General features: G+C 46.7%; 15 protein-coding genes and 5 tRNA genes. 9 read left to right on the top strand and 11 right to left on the bottom strand.

What is annotated here, in order from left to right:
- Nucleotides 1-4: 4 nt before the first annotated feature.
- Genes NI461_RS00440 through NI461_RS00420 form a run of 5 tightly spaced genes read left to right on the top strand, consistent with a single transcriptional unit; the run spans nt 5 to nt 3,377 of the window.
- Nucleotides 5-370, top strand: a complete 366-nt coding sequence (locus tag NI461_RS00440) for a Na+/H+ antiporter subunit C (protein WP_151205515.1) — start codon at nt 5-7, stop codon at nt 368-370.
- Nucleotides 370-2,178 carry a monovalent cation/H+ antiporter subunit D gene (locus NI461_RS00435; RefSeq protein WP_253156084.1) on the top strand — a complete coding sequence of 603 codons (1,809 nt, stop codon included), beginning with the start codon at nt 370-372 and terminating at the stop codon, nt 2,176-2,178. The genes NI461_RS00440 and NI461_RS00435 overlap by 1 nt, the downstream gene beginning before the upstream one ends.
- On the top strand, nt 2,178-2,696 hold the full coding sequence (locus tag NI461_RS00430) for a Na+/H+ antiporter subunit E (RefSeq protein ID WP_151204964.1): 519 nt from the start codon (nt 2,178-2,180) through the stop codon (nt 2,694-2,696). The genes NI461_RS00435 and NI461_RS00430 overlap by 1 nt, the downstream gene beginning before the upstream one ends.
- Nucleotides 2,693-2,968, top strand: a complete 276-nt coding sequence (locus tag NI461_RS00425) for a monovalent cation/H+ antiporter subunit F (protein WP_151204965.1) — start codon at nt 2,693-2,695, stop codon at nt 2,966-2,968. Before NI461_RS00430 ends, NI461_RS00425 begins: the two co-directional genes overlap by 4 nt.
- Nucleotides 2,969-2,978: 10 nt before the next feature.
- Nucleotides 2,979-3,377, top strand: coding sequence for a Na+/H+ antiporter subunit G (locus NI461_RS00420; RefSeq protein ID WP_151204966.1), 399 nt, complete (start codon nt 2,979-2,981; stop codon nt 3,375-3,377).
- A gap of 84 nt (nt 3,378-3,461) precedes the next feature.
- Here the strand turns inward: NI461_RS00420 and NI461_RS00415 are convergent, their stop codons facing one another.
- The 11 genes from NI461_RS00415 to tpiA all read right to left on the bottom strand — a co-directional run bounded on the left by NI461_RS00415 (nt 3,462) and on the right by tpiA (nt 10,722).
- The gene (locus NI461_RS00415) at nt 3,462-3,866 is read right to left on the bottom strand and encodes a ribosome-binding factor A (protein ID WP_151204967.1); all 405 of its coding nucleotides are present in this window, start codon (nt 3,864-3,866) and stop codon (nt 3,462-3,464) included.
- On the bottom strand, nt 3,866-6,580 hold the full coding sequence (infB, locus tag NI461_RS00410) for a translation initiation factor IF-2 (RefSeq protein ID WP_174660358.1): 2,715 nt from the start codon (nt 6,578-6,580) through the stop codon (nt 3,866-3,868). Before infB ends, NI461_RS00415 begins: the two co-directional genes overlap by 1 nt.
- A 12-nt stretch (nt 6,581-6,592) precedes the next feature.
- Nucleotides 6,593-8,077 (bottom strand): transcription termination factor NusA, encoded by a 1,485-nt coding sequence (nusA, locus tag NI461_RS00405; RefSeq protein ID WP_151204969.1) that lies wholly within the window; start codon nt 8,075-8,077, stop codon nt 6,593-6,595.
- Nucleotides 8,078-8,112: 35 nt separating this feature from the next.
- Nucleotides 8,113-8,637, bottom strand: coding sequence for a ribosome maturation factor RimP (gene rimP / locus NI461_RS00400; protein WP_253156082.1), 525 nt, complete (start codon nt 8,635-8,637; stop codon nt 8,113-8,115).
- Nucleotides 8,638-8,860: 223 nt separating this feature from the next.
- Nucleotides 8,861-8,937, bottom strand: a tRNA-Met gene (locus NI461_RS00395).
- Between the two features lie 88 nt (nt 8,938-9,025).
- Nucleotides 9,026-9,102 (bottom strand) — tRNA-Met (locus tag NI461_RS00390).
- Nucleotides 9,103-9,165: 63 nt separating this feature from the next.
- Nucleotides 9,166-9,242, bottom strand: a tRNA-Met gene (locus tag NI461_RS00385).
- Nucleotides 9,243-9,321: 79 nt separating this feature from the next.
- A tRNA-Met gene (locus tag NI461_RS00380) sits at nt 9,322-9,398 on the bottom strand.
- Between the two features lie 51 nt (nt 9,399-9,449).
- A tRNA-Leu gene (locus NI461_RS00375) sits at nt 9,450-9,534 on the bottom strand.
- A 53-nt stretch (nt 9,535-9,587) separates the two neighbouring features.
- The gene (gene secG, locus NI461_RS00370; RefSeq protein WP_174660359.1) at nt 9,588-9,917 is read right to left on the bottom strand and encodes a preprotein translocase subunit SecG; all 330 of its coding nucleotides are present in this window, start codon (nt 9,915-9,917) and stop codon (nt 9,588-9,590) included.
- 13 nt (nt 9,918-9,930) lie between these two features.
- Nucleotides 9,931-10,722, bottom strand: coding sequence for a triose-phosphate isomerase (tpiA, locus tag NI461_RS00365; RefSeq protein ID WP_151206653.1), 792 nt, complete (start codon nt 10,720-10,722; stop codon nt 9,931-9,933).
- Between the two features lie 280 nt (nt 10,723-11,002).
- Between tpiA and pilB the strand changes: the two genes are divergently transcribed.
- From pilB to coaE, 4 genes are read left to right on the top strand one after another with little or no spacing between them, the layout of a single operon-like run.
- The gene (gene pilB, locus NI461_RS00360) at nt 11,003-12,718 is read left to right on the top strand and encodes a type IV-A pilus assembly ATPase PilB (RefSeq protein WP_253156080.1); all 1,716 of its coding nucleotides are present in this window, start codon (nt 11,003-11,005) and stop codon (nt 12,716-12,718) included.
- A 31-nt stretch (nt 12,719-12,749) separates the two neighbouring features.
- A complete protein-coding gene (locus NI461_RS00355) occupies nt 12,750-13,979 on the top strand; it encodes a type II secretion system F family protein (protein ID WP_174660362.1) in 1,230 nt (409 codons plus the stop codon).
- Nucleotides 13,979-14,839 carry an A24 family peptidase gene (locus tag NI461_RS00350; RefSeq protein ID WP_253156078.1) on the top strand — a complete coding sequence of 287 codons (861 nt, stop codon included), beginning with the start codon at nt 13,979-13,981 and terminating at the stop codon, nt 14,837-14,839. The genes NI461_RS00355 and NI461_RS00350 overlap by 1 nt, the downstream gene beginning before the upstream one ends.
- Nucleotide 14,840: 1 nt before the next feature.
- Nucleotides 14,841-15,458 carry a dephospho-CoA kinase gene (gene coaE, locus NI461_RS00345; RefSeq protein ID WP_253156076.1) on the top strand — a complete coding sequence of 206 codons (618 nt, stop codon included), beginning with the start codon at nt 14,841-14,843 and terminating at the stop codon, nt 15,456-15,458.
- Nucleotides 15,459-15,654 lie beyond the last annotated feature (196 nt).

The raw sequence follows: 15,654 nt of genomic DNA, 5'->3' as shown, positions 1-15,654 counted from the left end.
TAAAATGATTAGCTTAGAACTTTTATTAGCTTCTGCGATCGGTCTGCTCACCGCTACCGGTATTTACTTAATTCTGCGGGCACGTACTTTTCCGGTGGTACTGGGACTGGCCATGATCGGCTATGCCGTGAATATGTTCCTGTTTGCGATGGGACGGATCCAAATGAATTCTCCCGCCGTCCTAACCACTGCCACGGAAGTGACCGACCCTCTGCCTCAGGCACTGGTATTAACGGCCATTGTCATCGGTTTTGCCACGACCGCCTTTATTGTTCAGCTCGCCCTGCGTAGCCGCTACGAATCAGGAACAGACCACGTTGATTCAAAAGAAGAAAGCTTGCAAGTTGATCCACGTGAGGATGAGCCATAATGACTGAATTCCTCAATTTCTGGACTCAACATACCCCGATTTTCAGTATCCTTCTGCCGGCATTTACGGCATTTACTCTACTGCTTTTGGGCAACCCCGGTGCTGGTGCTCTGGCCACCGACTGGCGCCAGCCTTGGCGTCGCGGCATCAGCCATGTTTCCAGCCTGCTCGGCCTGGGGATTGCGATCAGCTATCTGATCAGTAGCAGTCAGGGGGAAATCAGTGTTTATGCCTTAAGTGAATGGTCCGCACCTTTCGGTATTGTTCTTGTGCTGGATCAACTGTCTGCATTGATGCTGGTCATGACCTATGCCCTGGCCGTACCCATAGTCTGGTATGCCAGTCGCGGCTGGGATGCACGCGGACGCTATTTCCATGCCATGGTGCACTTTTTGTTAATGGGCCTGAGTGGTGCATTTCTGACAGGTGACCTGTTTAACCTGTTTGTATTCTTTGAAATTCTGCTTATGGCCTCTTATGTCCTGTTGTTACATGGACAAGGTAAGGCACGTTTCCAGCTGGGCGTACATTATGTCGTCATTAACTTGCTGGCTTCGGCCATGTTCCTGATTGGACTGGGCATGATTTATGGCAGTGTGGGCAGCCTGAATATGGCAGATGTTGCCCGCCTGATTCCCACCTTGGCAGAGGATGAGCATCAACTGGCTGTTGCCGGAGGATTGATGCTGTTCGTGGTCTTCGGCATCAAGGCAGCCATGCTTCCACTTGGCTTCTGGCTGCCCAAAACCTATGCGGTTGCCACCACGCCTGTGGCCGCTTTATTCACCATCATGACCAAAGTCGGGATTTATGCGATTTTGCGTATTAATGGCACCGTTTTTGATGATGAATATAGCCATCAGATTTTAATGAACTGCCTGCTGGTGATCGGTCTGATTACCTCAGTCTATGGGGTGATCTGCGCGATTGGCACAGAACGCTTACGCCGCTTTGTCGGCTTTATGGTGCTCTCTTCAATCGGCACGATTCTGGTGGCAATTGCCATCAACACCACCGATGCCTGGGCAGGTGCGCTGTATTATACAGTGCACAGCACCTTGATCGGCGCAGCCTTTTATCTGTTGAGTGGCTGGATTACCTCGCAACGGGGCGAATTTAAAGATCATTTTAACATTGCCCCCAAGATGAAACAGCACAAGACTGTCTCTTTGACGTATTTCATTATTGCTCTGATGATGGCAGGCTTACCGCCTTTTAGCGGCTTCTTTGGCAAAGTGTTTATCTTGCAGGCCTCTGCGGATTCACCTTATCAGATGATTATCCTCTTTACTATTTTACTGGTGAGCTTGCTGAGCATTCTGGCCTTTACCCGCGTAGGCTTTATTTTGTTCTGGCGTTCCATCCGCCCGGAAGATGATCCGGATTCGCTGGATTTCAGTAAGTATGAGGCCCTGCCAAGCAAGGCACCACCACGTAATGATACAGTTATTTATCTGCTTCTGGCTGGCCTGATGGCTTATGTGGTTTTTGCTGCTCCCGTCTATCAATACAACTATCAGACTGCCGTACAGATCAAAAACAATCCTCTGTATGAGACAGCGCTACTGAAACGTGATGCTGAAGGCCAGTTTATCAGTGTACAGCCATACCGTTCAGATAATCTGCCAGAAACCAAATATGGGGGAGAAACCGCAGATCCGAATGCGCATTTGATTCCGTATGTGATTTCAGAAGCGACTCTCGAAGGCGAACATATTTCCAAATTCAAGCAACAGCAGATTAATCAGCAGTATATTGAACAGTACAGCCATGATGATAATCAACTCAAACCGGCGGAGGGACCCTAGTGGCTAAATCATTTTCGCAACGCTGGTTCCCCCACCCACTGGTTTCAGTGATTGTCGGGGTCAGCTGGATATTACTGGCACATAATTTCGAAGCAGCAACCCTGCTGAGCGCACTGGTTCTGGGGATCTTTATTCCACGCCTGATTGAACCTTTTATTGACCGTACCCCGAATATTCAGTGGATGCCGGCCATACGCCTGTTTTGGGTGGTAGTCTGGGACATTATTGTGGCCAATATTACTGTCGCCAAACTGGTGCTTGGCCCCACCAAAAACCTGCATCCCAAATGGTTTCGTGTACCTTTGGATACTGAACATGAAGAAGTCAATGCCCTGCTGGCCATGATTATTACCACAACGCCAGGTACGGTAACGGCCGGGATTGATCAGGATCGTGGTGATATTCTGGTACATGCACTCAGTACCCAAGATGAGGCGGCCGAAATTGAAACAATCAAGCAGCGTTATGAACAGCCGCTGATTCAAATTTTTAGTGCGCGCACAGGAGATAAAGCATGACCATTTTGCCCTATGCACTTGCGATCTGCCTCGGTGCAATCACCATTTCGATGTTACTCTGCCTGTTCCGACTGATTATCGGACCTTCTATTGTCGATCGCCTGTTAGCACTGGATACGCTGTTCCTGAACGCGACCTGTCTGGTGGTGATCCTGGGCATTTATTGGAGCAGCACCTTCCTGTTTGAAGGTGCCCTGCTGGTTGCCATGTTGGGCTTTGTTTCCACCGCCGCTCTGGCCAGCTATTTCACCACAGGCCATGTGATCGACTAGGAGTTTGGTTATGAATCTGTTTCTCGAAATTCTGCTGTCAATTTTCTTGCTGATTGGTGCCTTCTTTATGCTGGTTGGCGGCATTGGTCTGGTCCGGCTGCCCGATTTGTTTATGCGCTTACATGCACCCACCAAATCCAGCACCTTGGGACTTGGCAGCTTTCTGATCGGCGCAATTATTTTTTCTGCCATTCATAGCCGTTTTGGTTTTGCAGAAGTTCTGATCACCCTGTTTGCGTTTATCACTGCGCCAGTGTCAGCCAACCTGATGGCTCAGGCCGCATTGCATTTACGTTTACGCTCTATGAGTGGTGAGGTTCCTGAAACACTGGAACGTCCCCTGCCTTGGCAGCGTAGCCGTCGGCGTAGCTTTTATCACAAGAATCAAAATAAGCAGGATGAGTTTTAAGCTGTGCTCTTCCTTCCACCATCATCATAATTTTGCAATAAAAAAGCCACCCGAAGGTGGCTTTTTTGATCTGCTCAATTGAGCTTATTCATCATCTTTCTTGTCTTCGGCTGGAGGAAGATCCTTCACAGCTTCAGCAATCAGACCAAACATATAGTTGCCATAAGCATTGGTTTTGTCATAGTGAAAACGCAAACGTGGCGTTATACGGGTCTTGATACGACGGCTCAGTTCATGACGCAGGAAACCTGATGCCTTGTTCAGCACATCCAGAGTTTCCTTATTTGCAGCTTCACTTTGCTCATCGCCTAGTTCACGACCCATCACGGTGACATAAACTTCAGCATATCCTAAGTCTGGGCTCACTTTCACAGCCGAGATGGTCACCAGACCACCTAGGCGTGGATCTTTCAGCTCCTGACGAATTAGCTCAGACAACTCGCGCTGTACTGTATCCGCCATACGCTTCAGACGTTGACTACCCGCCATTAAAGACTCCGTTTAATTAACTGGACATCATACACTTCGATCTTGTCGAGTGGTTTGATGTCTTTATAGCCTTTCACCGCAAGACCACATTCCATACCGGCACGAACTTCTTCAACCACCTCTTTATAACGGCGCAGAGATTCAAGCTCGCCCTGGAAGACCACCACGTCATCACGAAGAACACGAATTGGCTTATTACGGTGCAAGACACCCTCAAGCACCATACAACCTGCGGCTGCACCGAATTTGCTTGAGTGGAATACTTCACGTACTTCAGCCACACCCAGAATCGTTTCACGATGTTCAGGCGCAAGCTTACCGCTCATTGCAGCTTTGACATCATCAATCAACTGGTAGATCACGGAGTAGTAACGAATATCGATACTGTCTGCATCGGCCTTTTGGCGCGCACTTGCATCGGCACGCACATTAAAGCCGAGTAATACAGCTTCTGAAGACTCTGCCAGTGTAACGTCAGACTCAGTAATCGCACCCACACCCGAACCGATGATACGGACTTTCACTTCATCTGTTGCAAGTTCAGCCAGAGCCACATGCAACGCTTCTAAAGTACCGCGTACATCTGTTTTCAATACCACATTGACGATCGGCACATCTTTCTTGCCCATAGACGCCATGATATTTTCAAGACGCATAGCAGACTGACGCTCAAGACGTTTCTGACGTTCACGGTCCATACGCGCATCGGCCACTTCACGTGCTTTCTTCTCATCATTCACGACCAGAACTTCGTCACCTGCCATTGGCGCTTCAGGAAGACCCAGAATTTCGACTGGAATCGACGGACCTGCCGATTTAACACGCTGTCCGTTTTCATCAACCATGGCACGAACGCGACCATAAGATGAGCCTGCCAGAACCAGATCACCAACTTTTAAGGTACCGTTTTGAACCAGAATAGACGTTACTGCACCACGGCCCTTGTCTACACGTGCTTCAATTACTACCCCTTGCGCTGCACCTTCTTCAGATGCTTTCAACTCCAGGATTTCTGCCTGGATTGAAATCAGGTCAAGTAATTCATCGATTCCTGCACCGGTGTGCGCTGAAACCATCGCCACTGGTACGTCACCGCCCCACTGTTCAGGTACGATTTCTTTGGTGGTTAATTCGTTCAGTACGCGGTCCGGATCAGCCGAGTCTTTGTCCATCTTGTTGATGGCAACAATGATTGGCGTACCGGCAGCACGTGCATGATCAATCGCTTCTGCAGTTTGTGGCATAACACCATCATCTGCTGCAACGACCAAGACCACAATATCCGTTGCCTTGGCACCACGTGAACGCATTGCAGTAAATGCTGCGTGTCCAGGAGTATCCAGGAAGGTAATAATGCCTTTATCTGTGGTGACATGGTATGCACCGATATGCTGGGTAATCCCGCCAGCTTCACCCGAAGCTACTTTGGCACGACGAATACGGTCAAGCAGTGAAGTCTTACCATGGTCAACATGACCCATGATGGTAACCACTGGTGGACGCGTAGTTTGTGCACCACGTGCTTCTTCAGCTGCTTCAAGCAGATTATCTTCTGCTTGCGTATCAGATACCAGAACTGGGTGATGCCCCATTTCTTCCACAATCAGCGCGGCAATTTCTTGCTCAATGGCTTGGTTTTGAGTTACCAGCTCACCCATTTTCATGAGTGATTTAATCACTTCGCGTACTTTAACTGCCATTTTTGCAGCCAAGTCAGCAACCACAATCGTTTCGCCAATTTCAACATCATAAATCTGTTTTTTAACTGGTTTTTCAAAGCCATGCTTGTTGGCCTGACTGGTTTTTAAACCACGTTTATGCTGGTTATGGCTGAAAGACTGCTCTTCCTGACCACGACGACCACCTTTTTTCGGCGCACGTGTATTCGTCGTGTTACTACCACGTTTAATTTCACGGTCTTCTTTGGCAAAAGAATCCTCATAGGCCTGACCGACTAAACCGGCAGCAAGCGGAGTGTCATCAATCACCCGAATTGTGGCTGTCGTATCTTCAGCAGAATACTTAGAAGCCATTTGACGCATTTGTTCAAGCGTACGCTGTTGTGCTTCTTCAGCTGCTTTACGACGTGCTGCTTCTTCAGTTGCTTTTAGCTGTGCAGCTTGCGCTTCACGAGCTTTTTTCTGCTCTGCTGTTTCAGACGGTTTAACCACTGCCTTCACAATCGGCTTATTGGTCGATTTGCGTTTGACAACGACAGCTGCTTTAGGTGTTTCCTGTTTCTGATTTTCCTGTTTCTGAGCTGCACGCATTGCTTCCAATGCTTTGCTGGCATTGTTCACACCAGATTTTGCTGCTTCAACAGGTTTCTTCACTTGTGCTGTTTTCTGTTCAGCTTGCGCTTTGGCTTGCTGCTCAGCTTGAGCTTTGGCTAAAGCTTCTGCCTTGATTTGTTCCGGATCCGGCTTGACGAATGTATGCTTCTTGCGAACTTCTACATTAATGGTCTTCGCCTTACCTGAAGTACTTGCTACTTTAGCCGTACTGGTTGTTTTACGTTTCAACGTGATTTGTCCTGCATGGCCCTCTGAACCTTGTGTCTTTTTCACATGATTCATCAGGCTATCTTGTTGTTCGGCGGTAATAATATCGTCAGCTTTACGTTGTGGTAAACCTGCCTCACGAACCTGCTCTAGGAGCTTCTCAACTGGACGACCCACGCTGAGCGCTAACTCTTTAATCGACTTGTTCGTCATATACTACACCTCCTAGTTAAACCATGATTCGCGCGCTTTCATAATAAGTTGACCTGCTTTTTCGGCATCCAGACCGTCGATATCCGCGATATCATCGGTTGCCTGATCTGCAAGATCATCCACGGTTACCACACCACGAGCTGCGAGAGCCTGCGCGATCTCTGCTGTCATGCCTTCCATTGCAACAAGTTCTTCACTTGGCGCTTGTACGTTTTCTTGCTGTTGTAATGCATCAGCAAGTGCAAGTTCTTTCGCACGGCTTTGCAATAACTCAACCAGCTCAGCATCCAGTTCGATTTCATCAAACGTTTCAGCAGGCACGTAAGCAATTTCTTCAAGCGAGGTGAAGCCCATTTCTACCAGCGCCATCGCCAAATCTTCAGCAATATCCAGACGGGTAACAAACATGTCCAGGTATTTTTGTGCTTCGCTTTGTTGACGGGCGTAGTATTCTTCTTCCAGCATCATATCCAGCTTATAGCCAGTCAGTTCCGATGCCAGACGTACGTTTTGACCTTGTGAACCAATCGCACGGGCCAACTGGTCACTGGTTGCAAAAATAATATCGGCAGTATGGGCATCTTCATCGATGACAATACTCGATACATCTGCTGGTTCCAATGCACTTGCGATATATTGCGCAGGATCATCCGACCAAACGACCACATCAATACGCTCGCCATTGAGCTCTTGCTGTACCGCCTGGATACGTGTACCACGCATACCAATACAAGCTCCCACCGGATCAATACGATGGTCATTGGTTTTCACTGCAATTTTAGCACGGACACCCGGCTGGCGGGCTGCGGCCTTAATTTCAATAATTTCTTCCGTGATTTCCGGAATTTCTTTTTTCATCAGTGCGATCAGCATTTCTGGCTTAGCACGTGACAATAAAAGCTGTGCACCACGGCCTTCACGGTTCACATTATAAAGAATCGCATTTACGCGCTGCTTCGGACGCAGAATCTCCTTCGGAATCATTTCTTCACGCGCCAGATAAGCTTCTGCATTGTCACCGAGGTCAATGATAAAGCCATCTTTGGTTTGTTTTTTCACTTCACCATAGATAAGTTCACCGACTTTGGATTCATAGGCATCCGCCACCAATGCGCGTTCTGCTTCACGAATCTTCTGCACAATCACCTGCTTGGCAATCTGCGCGGCAATACGACCGAAATCAATCGATTCAACTTCCAGTTCACGGATGTCACCAATCGACCATTTTGCAGGATCGACATCAGAAATCGCATCCTGGCAAGCCGGCATTTCATGATCTTCATCTGCAACGACTTCCCATTGACGGAAAGTACGATAGTCACCGGTTTTACGGTCAATTTCCACACGAAGACGAGCTTCTTCCGAGTGAGTTCCCTCGTAGAATTTCTTCTTAGTCGCTGCAACCAAAGCTTGTTCTAGCGCTTCAAAAATTGCTTCACGACTTACACCTTTTTCGTTACTAACCGTTTCAACGACGGTAAGAATTTCACGTGCCATAAGTCACCTATTTGTTCAGATTCTTATTGATTTGATTAATCTTGATAAACCAAATTTGCTTTATCGATATTGTGACTGTCGATATCCAAAATCTGCTGTTTTTCTACTTCAACTTGAATCATTTCATTTTCAAGATTGACTGCAACCAGTTTGGCCTGGAATTTACGACGGTTATCGACTGCACTAATCAGACGAAGCGCTACCGTCTGACCGATATAGCTTGACATCTGCTGCAACTCGAAGAAGGGACGATCCCAGCCAGGTGAAGAAACTTCAAGTGAATATTCGCCCGAAATTGGATCATGTACATCCAGTATGGCTCCAACCTGCTGTGTCACACGTACACAATCCTGAACCCCAATACCGCGCCCCTGTTCAACTTCACCATCTTCATTGATCACAGGTTCAGCATTATCCTCAACCGGACGGTCAATATAGATGCGTAATAATGAACGTTTGCCCTGTGGCAGGAACTCAATCCCCCACAGATTTACCTCACAGGCTTCAACTGCGGGTGCAATCAAGTCCTGAAGTGCTTGAGTTTTATTTGATAGCTTCATTTACTCTCGTCATCTGGTGCGAATTTATGATCTATTTGACCACTACAAACCAATACAAACTATAGTAGTAGTGAAACATGGAGATTTGACCAAATAATGTCGACACTACACGATAGCCAATAAAAAAGGGCGTAAATCGCCCCAATTAATGCACAATCCAGATCTTTTTCAAATCCCACTGTGCAAAAAGGCCCACCTTGTTGTGAGCCTCTTTTAAGAAACTTGGTAGCGGGAGCTGGATTTGAACCAACGACCTTCGGGTTATGAGCCCGACGAGCTACCAGACTGCTCCATCCCGCATCAACGTGCAAAAATTATATACAAAAGATGAGAGCTTTTCAATCATAACTGCATCATTCTGCATATTTGTGATCTGTCGCTGAAAAATTGGTAGCGGGAGCTGGATTTGAACCAACGACCTTCGGGTTATGAGCCCGACGAGCTACCAGACTGCTCCATCCCGCATCAGCGTACAAATAACATTCAGCCTAATATAGACTGCTCTTAAAGTTTGCATCTTTAAAAGATTGGTAGCGGGAGCTGGATTTGAACCAACGACCTTCGGGTTATGAGCCCGACGAGCTACCAGACTGCTCCATCCCGCAACAACATGCAAATTATTTTCTCAACTTAAATCAGATTTAAGCTGCCTTTTAAAAGTTTGCCTCTTTCAAAAGGATTGATTGGTAGCGGGAGCTGGATTTGAACCAACGACCTTCGGGTTATGAGCCCGACGAGCTACCAGACTGCTCCATCCCGCATCAACAGAAGTTTTGCTGCACATCACCAACTTATATTCTGGATTCATAAGTTGGTGCGGAGGGGGGGACTTGAACCCCCACGCCCGAAAGCACTACCACCTCAAGGTAGCGTGTCTACCAATTCCACCACCACCGCAGCTGTGACGCATTCTAGTCGCATCACCGGAAAAAAGAAAGGTTTAATTCAGATTATTCGGTTTCTTGGGGTGCAGTTGGTGAAGTTTCAACCGGTTGTGCCGGAGCAGCTGAAACCGATTGCACCGAGGACAAACTGTAAGCATCGGTAGTTTGTTTCTTGGCGAAAATCGCCAAGGTGATGCTGGTAACAAAGAATAGCGCTGTAAAAACAGCAGTTAAACGAGTCAGAAAATTACCAGAACCTGAGGCACCGAAGATCGTCGCTGCACCACCGCCGCCAAACGAGGCACCAGCATCCGCACCTTTACCATGCTGAACCAAAATCAAGACAATCATCAAAATCGCTAAGATAATATGTACTACCAGCACAAAAGTTTGCATGCTGAACTCCTCATTATTGTGTATTTGCAAATGCTTGAGCAATTTGAAGGAATGACTCAGCATTGAGTGATGCACCACCCACCAATGCCCCGTTGATATCCGGGCAGGTTGCTAACTCTACTGCATTTTCCGGTTTTACACTACCACCATATAAGATCGCAATTGTTTCGCCATAACCAGTAATCTGGCTTAAGCCCTGACGGATTTGCGCATGCATGGCCTGCGCATCCTGTGGAGAAGCAGTTTTCCCGGTGCCAATCGCCCAGATCGGCTCATAGGCAATAACGATGCGTTTCCACTGCTCGGCTTCGACCACCGCTGCAATATCACAAATCTGCTGCAATACCACTGCTTCGGCCTGCCCTGCCTCACGCTGTTCCAGACTTTCACCGACACAGTAAATCACGGTAAGTCCAGCATTCAGGGCATTTTTTATTTTGGCCTTTAAAATCTCAACGGTATCTGCAAACAGCTCACGACGCTCAGAATGACCCACCAGTACATACCCGATGTTGCTGTCTGCCAGCAATTCGGCACTGACTTCACCGGTATAAGCCCCAGTACCTGGAATGCGTGATACATCTTGGGCAACTGTATACACTGCACGATTGGCTGTAGACAGTTGTGCCTGAATTTGAGTCAGCGCAATCGAAATCGGTGCTACTCCGAGATGACATTGCGCTTCAGCAATCGGCGCAATTTCCAGTAATTCCGTCATACTACGAACTAGAGCACATGCATCTGCCTGAACCGGGTTCATTTTCCAGTTCCCCACCACCCACGGGATAATCGCCGAAACCGACATAAACAACCTATTTTACTGACATATCTTGAGTTGGGCCCATTCTACACGGAATTGGAAAATTTAAAGAATAGTTTTATTGAGCAGATTTTTCACTTTTGGCGCTTCCAAATGGTTATTTTTTGTTATCAGGTAAAAAAACGCCGGCTTCTTCCGACCAGTTCAAAGTTTTAGTGAATAGTAAGAAGATGACAGCACTCTCAGCTATGGTATTTTTATACAACAAACGTATAATTTCAAAGATAGCAAATTAAAAAAATTGAACTAATAGGCATATTGAAGCATGACAGTATTACAGGGGACCCCGAGATTTACGGGGTTTATTCGTCGCTTAGTCGATGAAGGTGCATTATCGGCTGAAGAGATGCGGACTGCTTTGGACAAGGCCAAGCAGGAAAAAACGGATATCGTGGCATATTTGATCGGCCACTATAATCTTTCTCCAATGACAATTGCCGAAACAATTTCAGTTGAATTTGCCGAGCCTTTATTTGATCTGGGGGCGTATGATTCTGGACAAATCTTACGTGAAGAAATAGATGAAAAATTAATTACCAAACACCGGGTTCTGCCAATTTTTAAGAGTGCCAATATCCTTTATATTGCCACCAGTAACCCGACCAATATTGAAGCCATTGATGCAATCCGCTTTGCCACCAAACTGAATATTGAAAGTATTATTGTTGAATACAATAAACTGGAAAAATTGATCGAACAGAATTTCACCGAAGAAAGCACGTTTGATTTTGATGACAGTTTTGATCTCGATCTTGATGTCGAAGGCAGTGAAATCTCAGACAAAGAAGACGAGGAAGACCAGGAAAAAGGCGAAGAAGCTCCTATTGTTAAATATATTAACAAATTGCTGATTGATGCGATCCGGATGGGTGCATCGGATCTGCATTTTGAGCCTTATGAAAAGATATACCGGGTTCGTTATCGAGTCGATGGGGTGCTGCGTCAAATTGCCACGCCACCTTTGCAATTAGCTAACCGTTTAGCTTCCCGCTTAAAAGTCATGTCACAAATGGATATTTCTGAAAAGCGTATTCCCCAAGATGGCCGTATCAAATTAAAACTCTCCAAAAATAAAGCAATCGACTTCCGTGTGAACTCATTGCCTACCCTGTTTGGGGAAAAACTGGTACTGCGTATTCTGGATCCGTCCAGTGCAATGCTGGGAATTGATGCCTTGGGTTATGAGCCGGAACAGAAAGCCCTGTTTATGGCAGCCTTGGAGAAACCTCAAGGCATGCTATTGATTACCGGTCCTACCGGTTCGGGTAAAACCGTTTCCCTGTATACCGGCCTGAATATCTTAAACCGTGAAGATACCAATATTTCAACGGCCGAAGATCCGGTCGAGATTAACCTGCAAGGGATTAACCAGGTCAACGTCAACAACAAGGTCGGCCTGACCTTTTCCGCTGCACTTAAATCCTTCCTGCGTCAGGACCCGGATATTGTCATGGTCGGTGAGATTCGTGATCTGGAAACGGCCGAAATTGCCATCAAGGCGGCACAAACCGGACATATGGTCATGTCCACACTGCACACCAACAGTGCACCGGAAACCCTGACTCGTTTACGCAATATGGGAGTTCCTTCTTTTAATATTGCAACTTCAGTCAACCTAGTCATTGCCCAGCGTCTGGCCCGCCGTCTATGCGCACAATGTAAAAAACCAGCCGATATTCCCAAGCAGAGCCTCTTGGAGATGGGCTTTACCGAAGAAGATCTCCAACACCCGGAATTTCAGATTTATGAACCGGTTGGCTGCAATGAATGTCGAGAAGGTTATAAAGGTCGTGTCGGCATTTATGAAGTTATGAAAGTAACACCAGAAATTTCAAGAATTATTATGGAAGATGGCAATGCAATTGAAATTGCTCAGGCTTCTGCACATGCAGGTTTTAACAACTTACGTCGGTCAGGTTTAATGAAGGTTATGCAGGGGGTGACGTCCTTACAGGAAGTCAATCGTGTAACCAGCGAATGATCAGATGCAAATATAAAATAAGGATAAACATATGGCGGCAGTAAAAAAAGGCCAGATGATGCCCGTCTTCAGTTATGAAGGCATTGATCGCAAAGGGGTGAAGATCAAGGGGGAATTACCGGCACGCAATATGGCGCTGGCAAAAGTCAACTTGAGAAAACAAGGCATCAGCATCAAGACTATTCGACAGAAGAGAAAAAATATTCTTGAAGGCTTGATGAAAAAACGGGTCAGCACCCTGGATATCACGATTTTTACCCGGCAGCTGGCGACCATGATGAAAGCGGGTGTACCGTTGGTTCAAGGCTTTGAAATCGTGGCAGAGGGACTAGAAAACCCCGCTATGCGTGAAGTCGTGCTTGGTATTAAAGGAGAGGTCGAAGGCGGTAATACCTTTGCAGGTGCCTTACGTAAATATCCACAGTATTTTGACAATCTGTTCTGTTCGCTGGTGGAATCCGGTGAGCAGTCGGGTGCTCTGGAAACCATGCTCGACCGTGTCGCCATCTATAAAGAAAAGAGCGAGCTGCTAAAGCAGAAGATTAAAAAGGCCATGAAATATCCCATTGCAGTCATCGTCGTTGCTGTAATCGTGACCATTATTCTGATGGTTAAGGTCGTACCGGTCTTCCAGGAGTTATTCTCATCTTTTGGTGCCGACTTGCCTGCCTTTACCCAGATGGTGGTGAATATGTCAGAGTGGATGCAGAAGTATTGGTTCCTGATGATTATTGCCATTGCAGTTGCTATTACCGCATTTCTGGAAGCCAAGAAACGCAGTAAAAAATTCCGGGACTTTCTGGATAAAGCTGCACTTAAGGCACCGATTTTTGGTGACCTGGTTTATAAAGCGATTATTGCCCGTTATAGCCGTACCTTGTCGACGACTTTTGCTGCCGGTGTTCCATTGATTGATGCATTAGAATCGACAGCCGGAGCGACTAATAATGTGGTCTACGAAGACGCAGTCATGAAAATTCGCGAAGATGTCGCAACCGGGCAGCAGCTGCAATTTGCCATGCGTGTGACTGACAAGTTTCCTTCTATGGCCGTACAAATGGTTGCAATTGGTGAAGAATCAGGCGCCCTGGATGCCATGCTGGATAAAGTGGCAACTCACTATGAAAATGAAGTCGATAATGCTGTCGATGGTCTTACTTCCATGATGGAGCCTCTGATTATGGCCATTCTGGGTGTGCTGGTCGGTGGTCTGGTGATTGCCATGTATCTTCCAATCTTCCAAATGGGCTCTGTGGTTTAATGCAAGACCTTATTTTTTATTTTTCCCACAATCCGACTGCGCTTTATCTCGCAGTTGGGCTTTTTAGTCTCTGTATCGGCAGTTTTTTAAATGTGGTGATCTATCGCACGCCAAAAATGATGGAACAGGAGTGGCGTACTGACTGTCAGCTGTTCTTGCATCCTGATCAGCCCATCATGGATGAAAGTAAAATCACCCTCAGCAAACCCGCCTCAACCTGTCCAAAATGTCAGACGCCAATTCGCTGGTATCAAAATATTCCAGTGATAAGCTGGATATTATTGCGTGGTAAATGTGGTAACTGCAAACATCCAATCAGTATTCGCTATCCTTTCATAGAATTGTTAACTGCGATTTGTGCACTGATCGTTGTGGCAGTATTTGGTCCTACCCTACAGATGCTCTTTGGCCTGGTATTAACCTATGTGCTGATTACCCTGACTTTTATTGATTTTGATACCCAACTCTTACCCGACCGTTACACCCTGCCCCTGGCAGCGCTGGGCCTCGGGATTAATAGTTATGCCATCTATACCTCCGCAAGCTCGGCCATCTGGGGGTATATTCTGGGCTTTTTATGTTTGTGGGTGGTGTATTACCTGTTTAAAGTGGTGACGGGCAAGGAAGGCATGGGCTATGGAGACTTTAAGCTACTGGCAGCTTTAGGTGCCTGGATGGGGCCCCTGCTTTTACCGCTGATTGTGTTATTGTCTTCTTTGGTCGGGGCAATTATCGGGATTATTCTGCTCAAGATCCGTAAAGAAAATCAGCCCTTTGCTTTTGGTCCTTATCTTGCCATCGCAGGCTGGATCGCCTTTTTATGGGGCGAACAGATCATGCACATTTATTTAGGTCAGTAAATTGAAATTTGTACTCGGTTTAACCGGCGGTATAGGCAGCGGAAAATCTGCTGCCAGCCAGTGGTTTGATGCGCAAGGTATTGTTATTGTAGATGCCGACATTGTGGCCCGTGAAGTTGTCGACATTGGCCAACCGGCACTGTTGCAGATTCAGCAGGCCTTTGGAGATTGGGTCCTGTTTGGAGATGGCTCACTCAATCGCCGTGCTTTACGCGAACACATTTTTCAATCGCCTGGAGCACGAAAAATGCTGGAAAACATTACGCACCCTGCAATTCGCAGCTCGATTATTCAACAGTTACAGGCAGCACAGAGCCCTTATGTGATTCTGGTCTCACCCCTGCTGTTTGAAACCAATCAGCATGAACTGACCCAGCGCAACTTATTGATTGATGCTTCAATTGAGCTGCAAATCGAGCGGGCATCGCAACGTGATGGACAGAATGTAGAACAAATTCAACAGATTATTGCAGCACAAATGTCTCGTGAACAGAAACGTGCCATGGCTGACGATATTGTATTGAATGATGGTGAGCTTGAACATCTGTATGCCCACCTGACGCCATTACATGAAAAATATCTAAGCATGGCAGCTGAAAACCAGGAGCGCGATCTTTAGATCATAAACAGGCATACAACAACAGCCTTCCCTGCAGCACACTACTACGCTCAGGAACTTAGACCTAAGCTGCTGAATTCTATAACATTATCATCTTCTTTTTCTTTATTTATGAAGGATTTAGCCGATATAGCTTAGCCATGGACTCAACCCTAGATTTTAAGTCCAGCTTTAATCTCTTCCATAGTGGAAAGCA

Source organism: Acinetobacter sp. S4400-12 (assembly GCF_024129495.1).
GTDB classification, from domain to species: Bacteria; Pseudomonadota; Gammaproteobacteria; order Pseudomonadales; family Moraxellaceae; genus Acinetobacter; species Acinetobacter lwoffii_C.
This window is presented reverse-complemented; position numbering and strand designations above follow the sequence as displayed.

Coding starts and splice junctions, on each gene's coding strand:
- tpiA (WP_151206653.1), bottom strand. CDS start 10,722: ATGTCGGTTTCGGCGATTATCCCGTGGGTGGTGGGGAACTGGAAAATG.
- NI461_RS00420 (WP_151204966.1), top strand. CDS start 2,979: ATGAATCTGTTTCTCGAAATTCTGCTGTCAATTTTCTTGCTGATTGGT.
- secG (WP_174660359.1), bottom strand. CDS start 9,917: ATGCAAACTTTTGTGCTGGTAGTACATATTATCTTAGCGATTTTGATG.
- NI461_RS00435 (WP_253156084.1), top strand. CDS start 370: ATGACTGAATTCCTCAATTTCTGGACTCAACATACCCCGATTTTCAGT.
- pilB (WP_253156080.1), top strand. CDS start 11,003: ATGACAGTATTACAGGGGACCCCGAGATTTACGGGGTTTATTCGTCGC.
- infB (WP_174660358.1), bottom strand. CDS start 6,580: ATGACGAACAAGTCGATTAAAGAGTTAGCGCTCAGCGTGGGTCGTCCA.
- NI461_RS00415 (WP_151204967.1), bottom strand. CDS start 3,866: ATGGCGGGTAGTCAACGTCTGAAGCGTATGGCGGATACAGTACAGCGC.
- NI461_RS00425 (WP_151204965.1), top strand. CDS start 2,693: ATGACCATTTTGCCCTATGCACTTGCGATCTGCCTCGGTGCAATCACC.
- nusA (WP_151204969.1), bottom strand. CDS start 8,077: ATGGCACGTGAAATTCTTACCGTCGTTGAAACGGTTAGTAACGAAAAA.
- NI461_RS00440 (WP_151205515.1), top strand. CDS start 5: ATGATTAGCTTAGAACTTTTATTAGCTTCTGCGATCGGTCTGCTCACC.
- NI461_RS00350 (WP_253156078.1), top strand. CDS start 13,979: ATGCAAGACCTTATTTTTTATTTTTCCCACAATCCGACTGCGCTTTAT.
- rimP (WP_253156082.1), bottom strand. CDS start 8,637: ATGAAGCTATCAAATAAAACTCAAGCACTTCAGGACTTGATTGCACCC.
- NI461_RS00355 (WP_174660362.1), top strand. CDS start 12,750: ATGGCGGCAGTAAAAAAAGGCCAGATGATGCCCGTCTTCAGTTATGAA.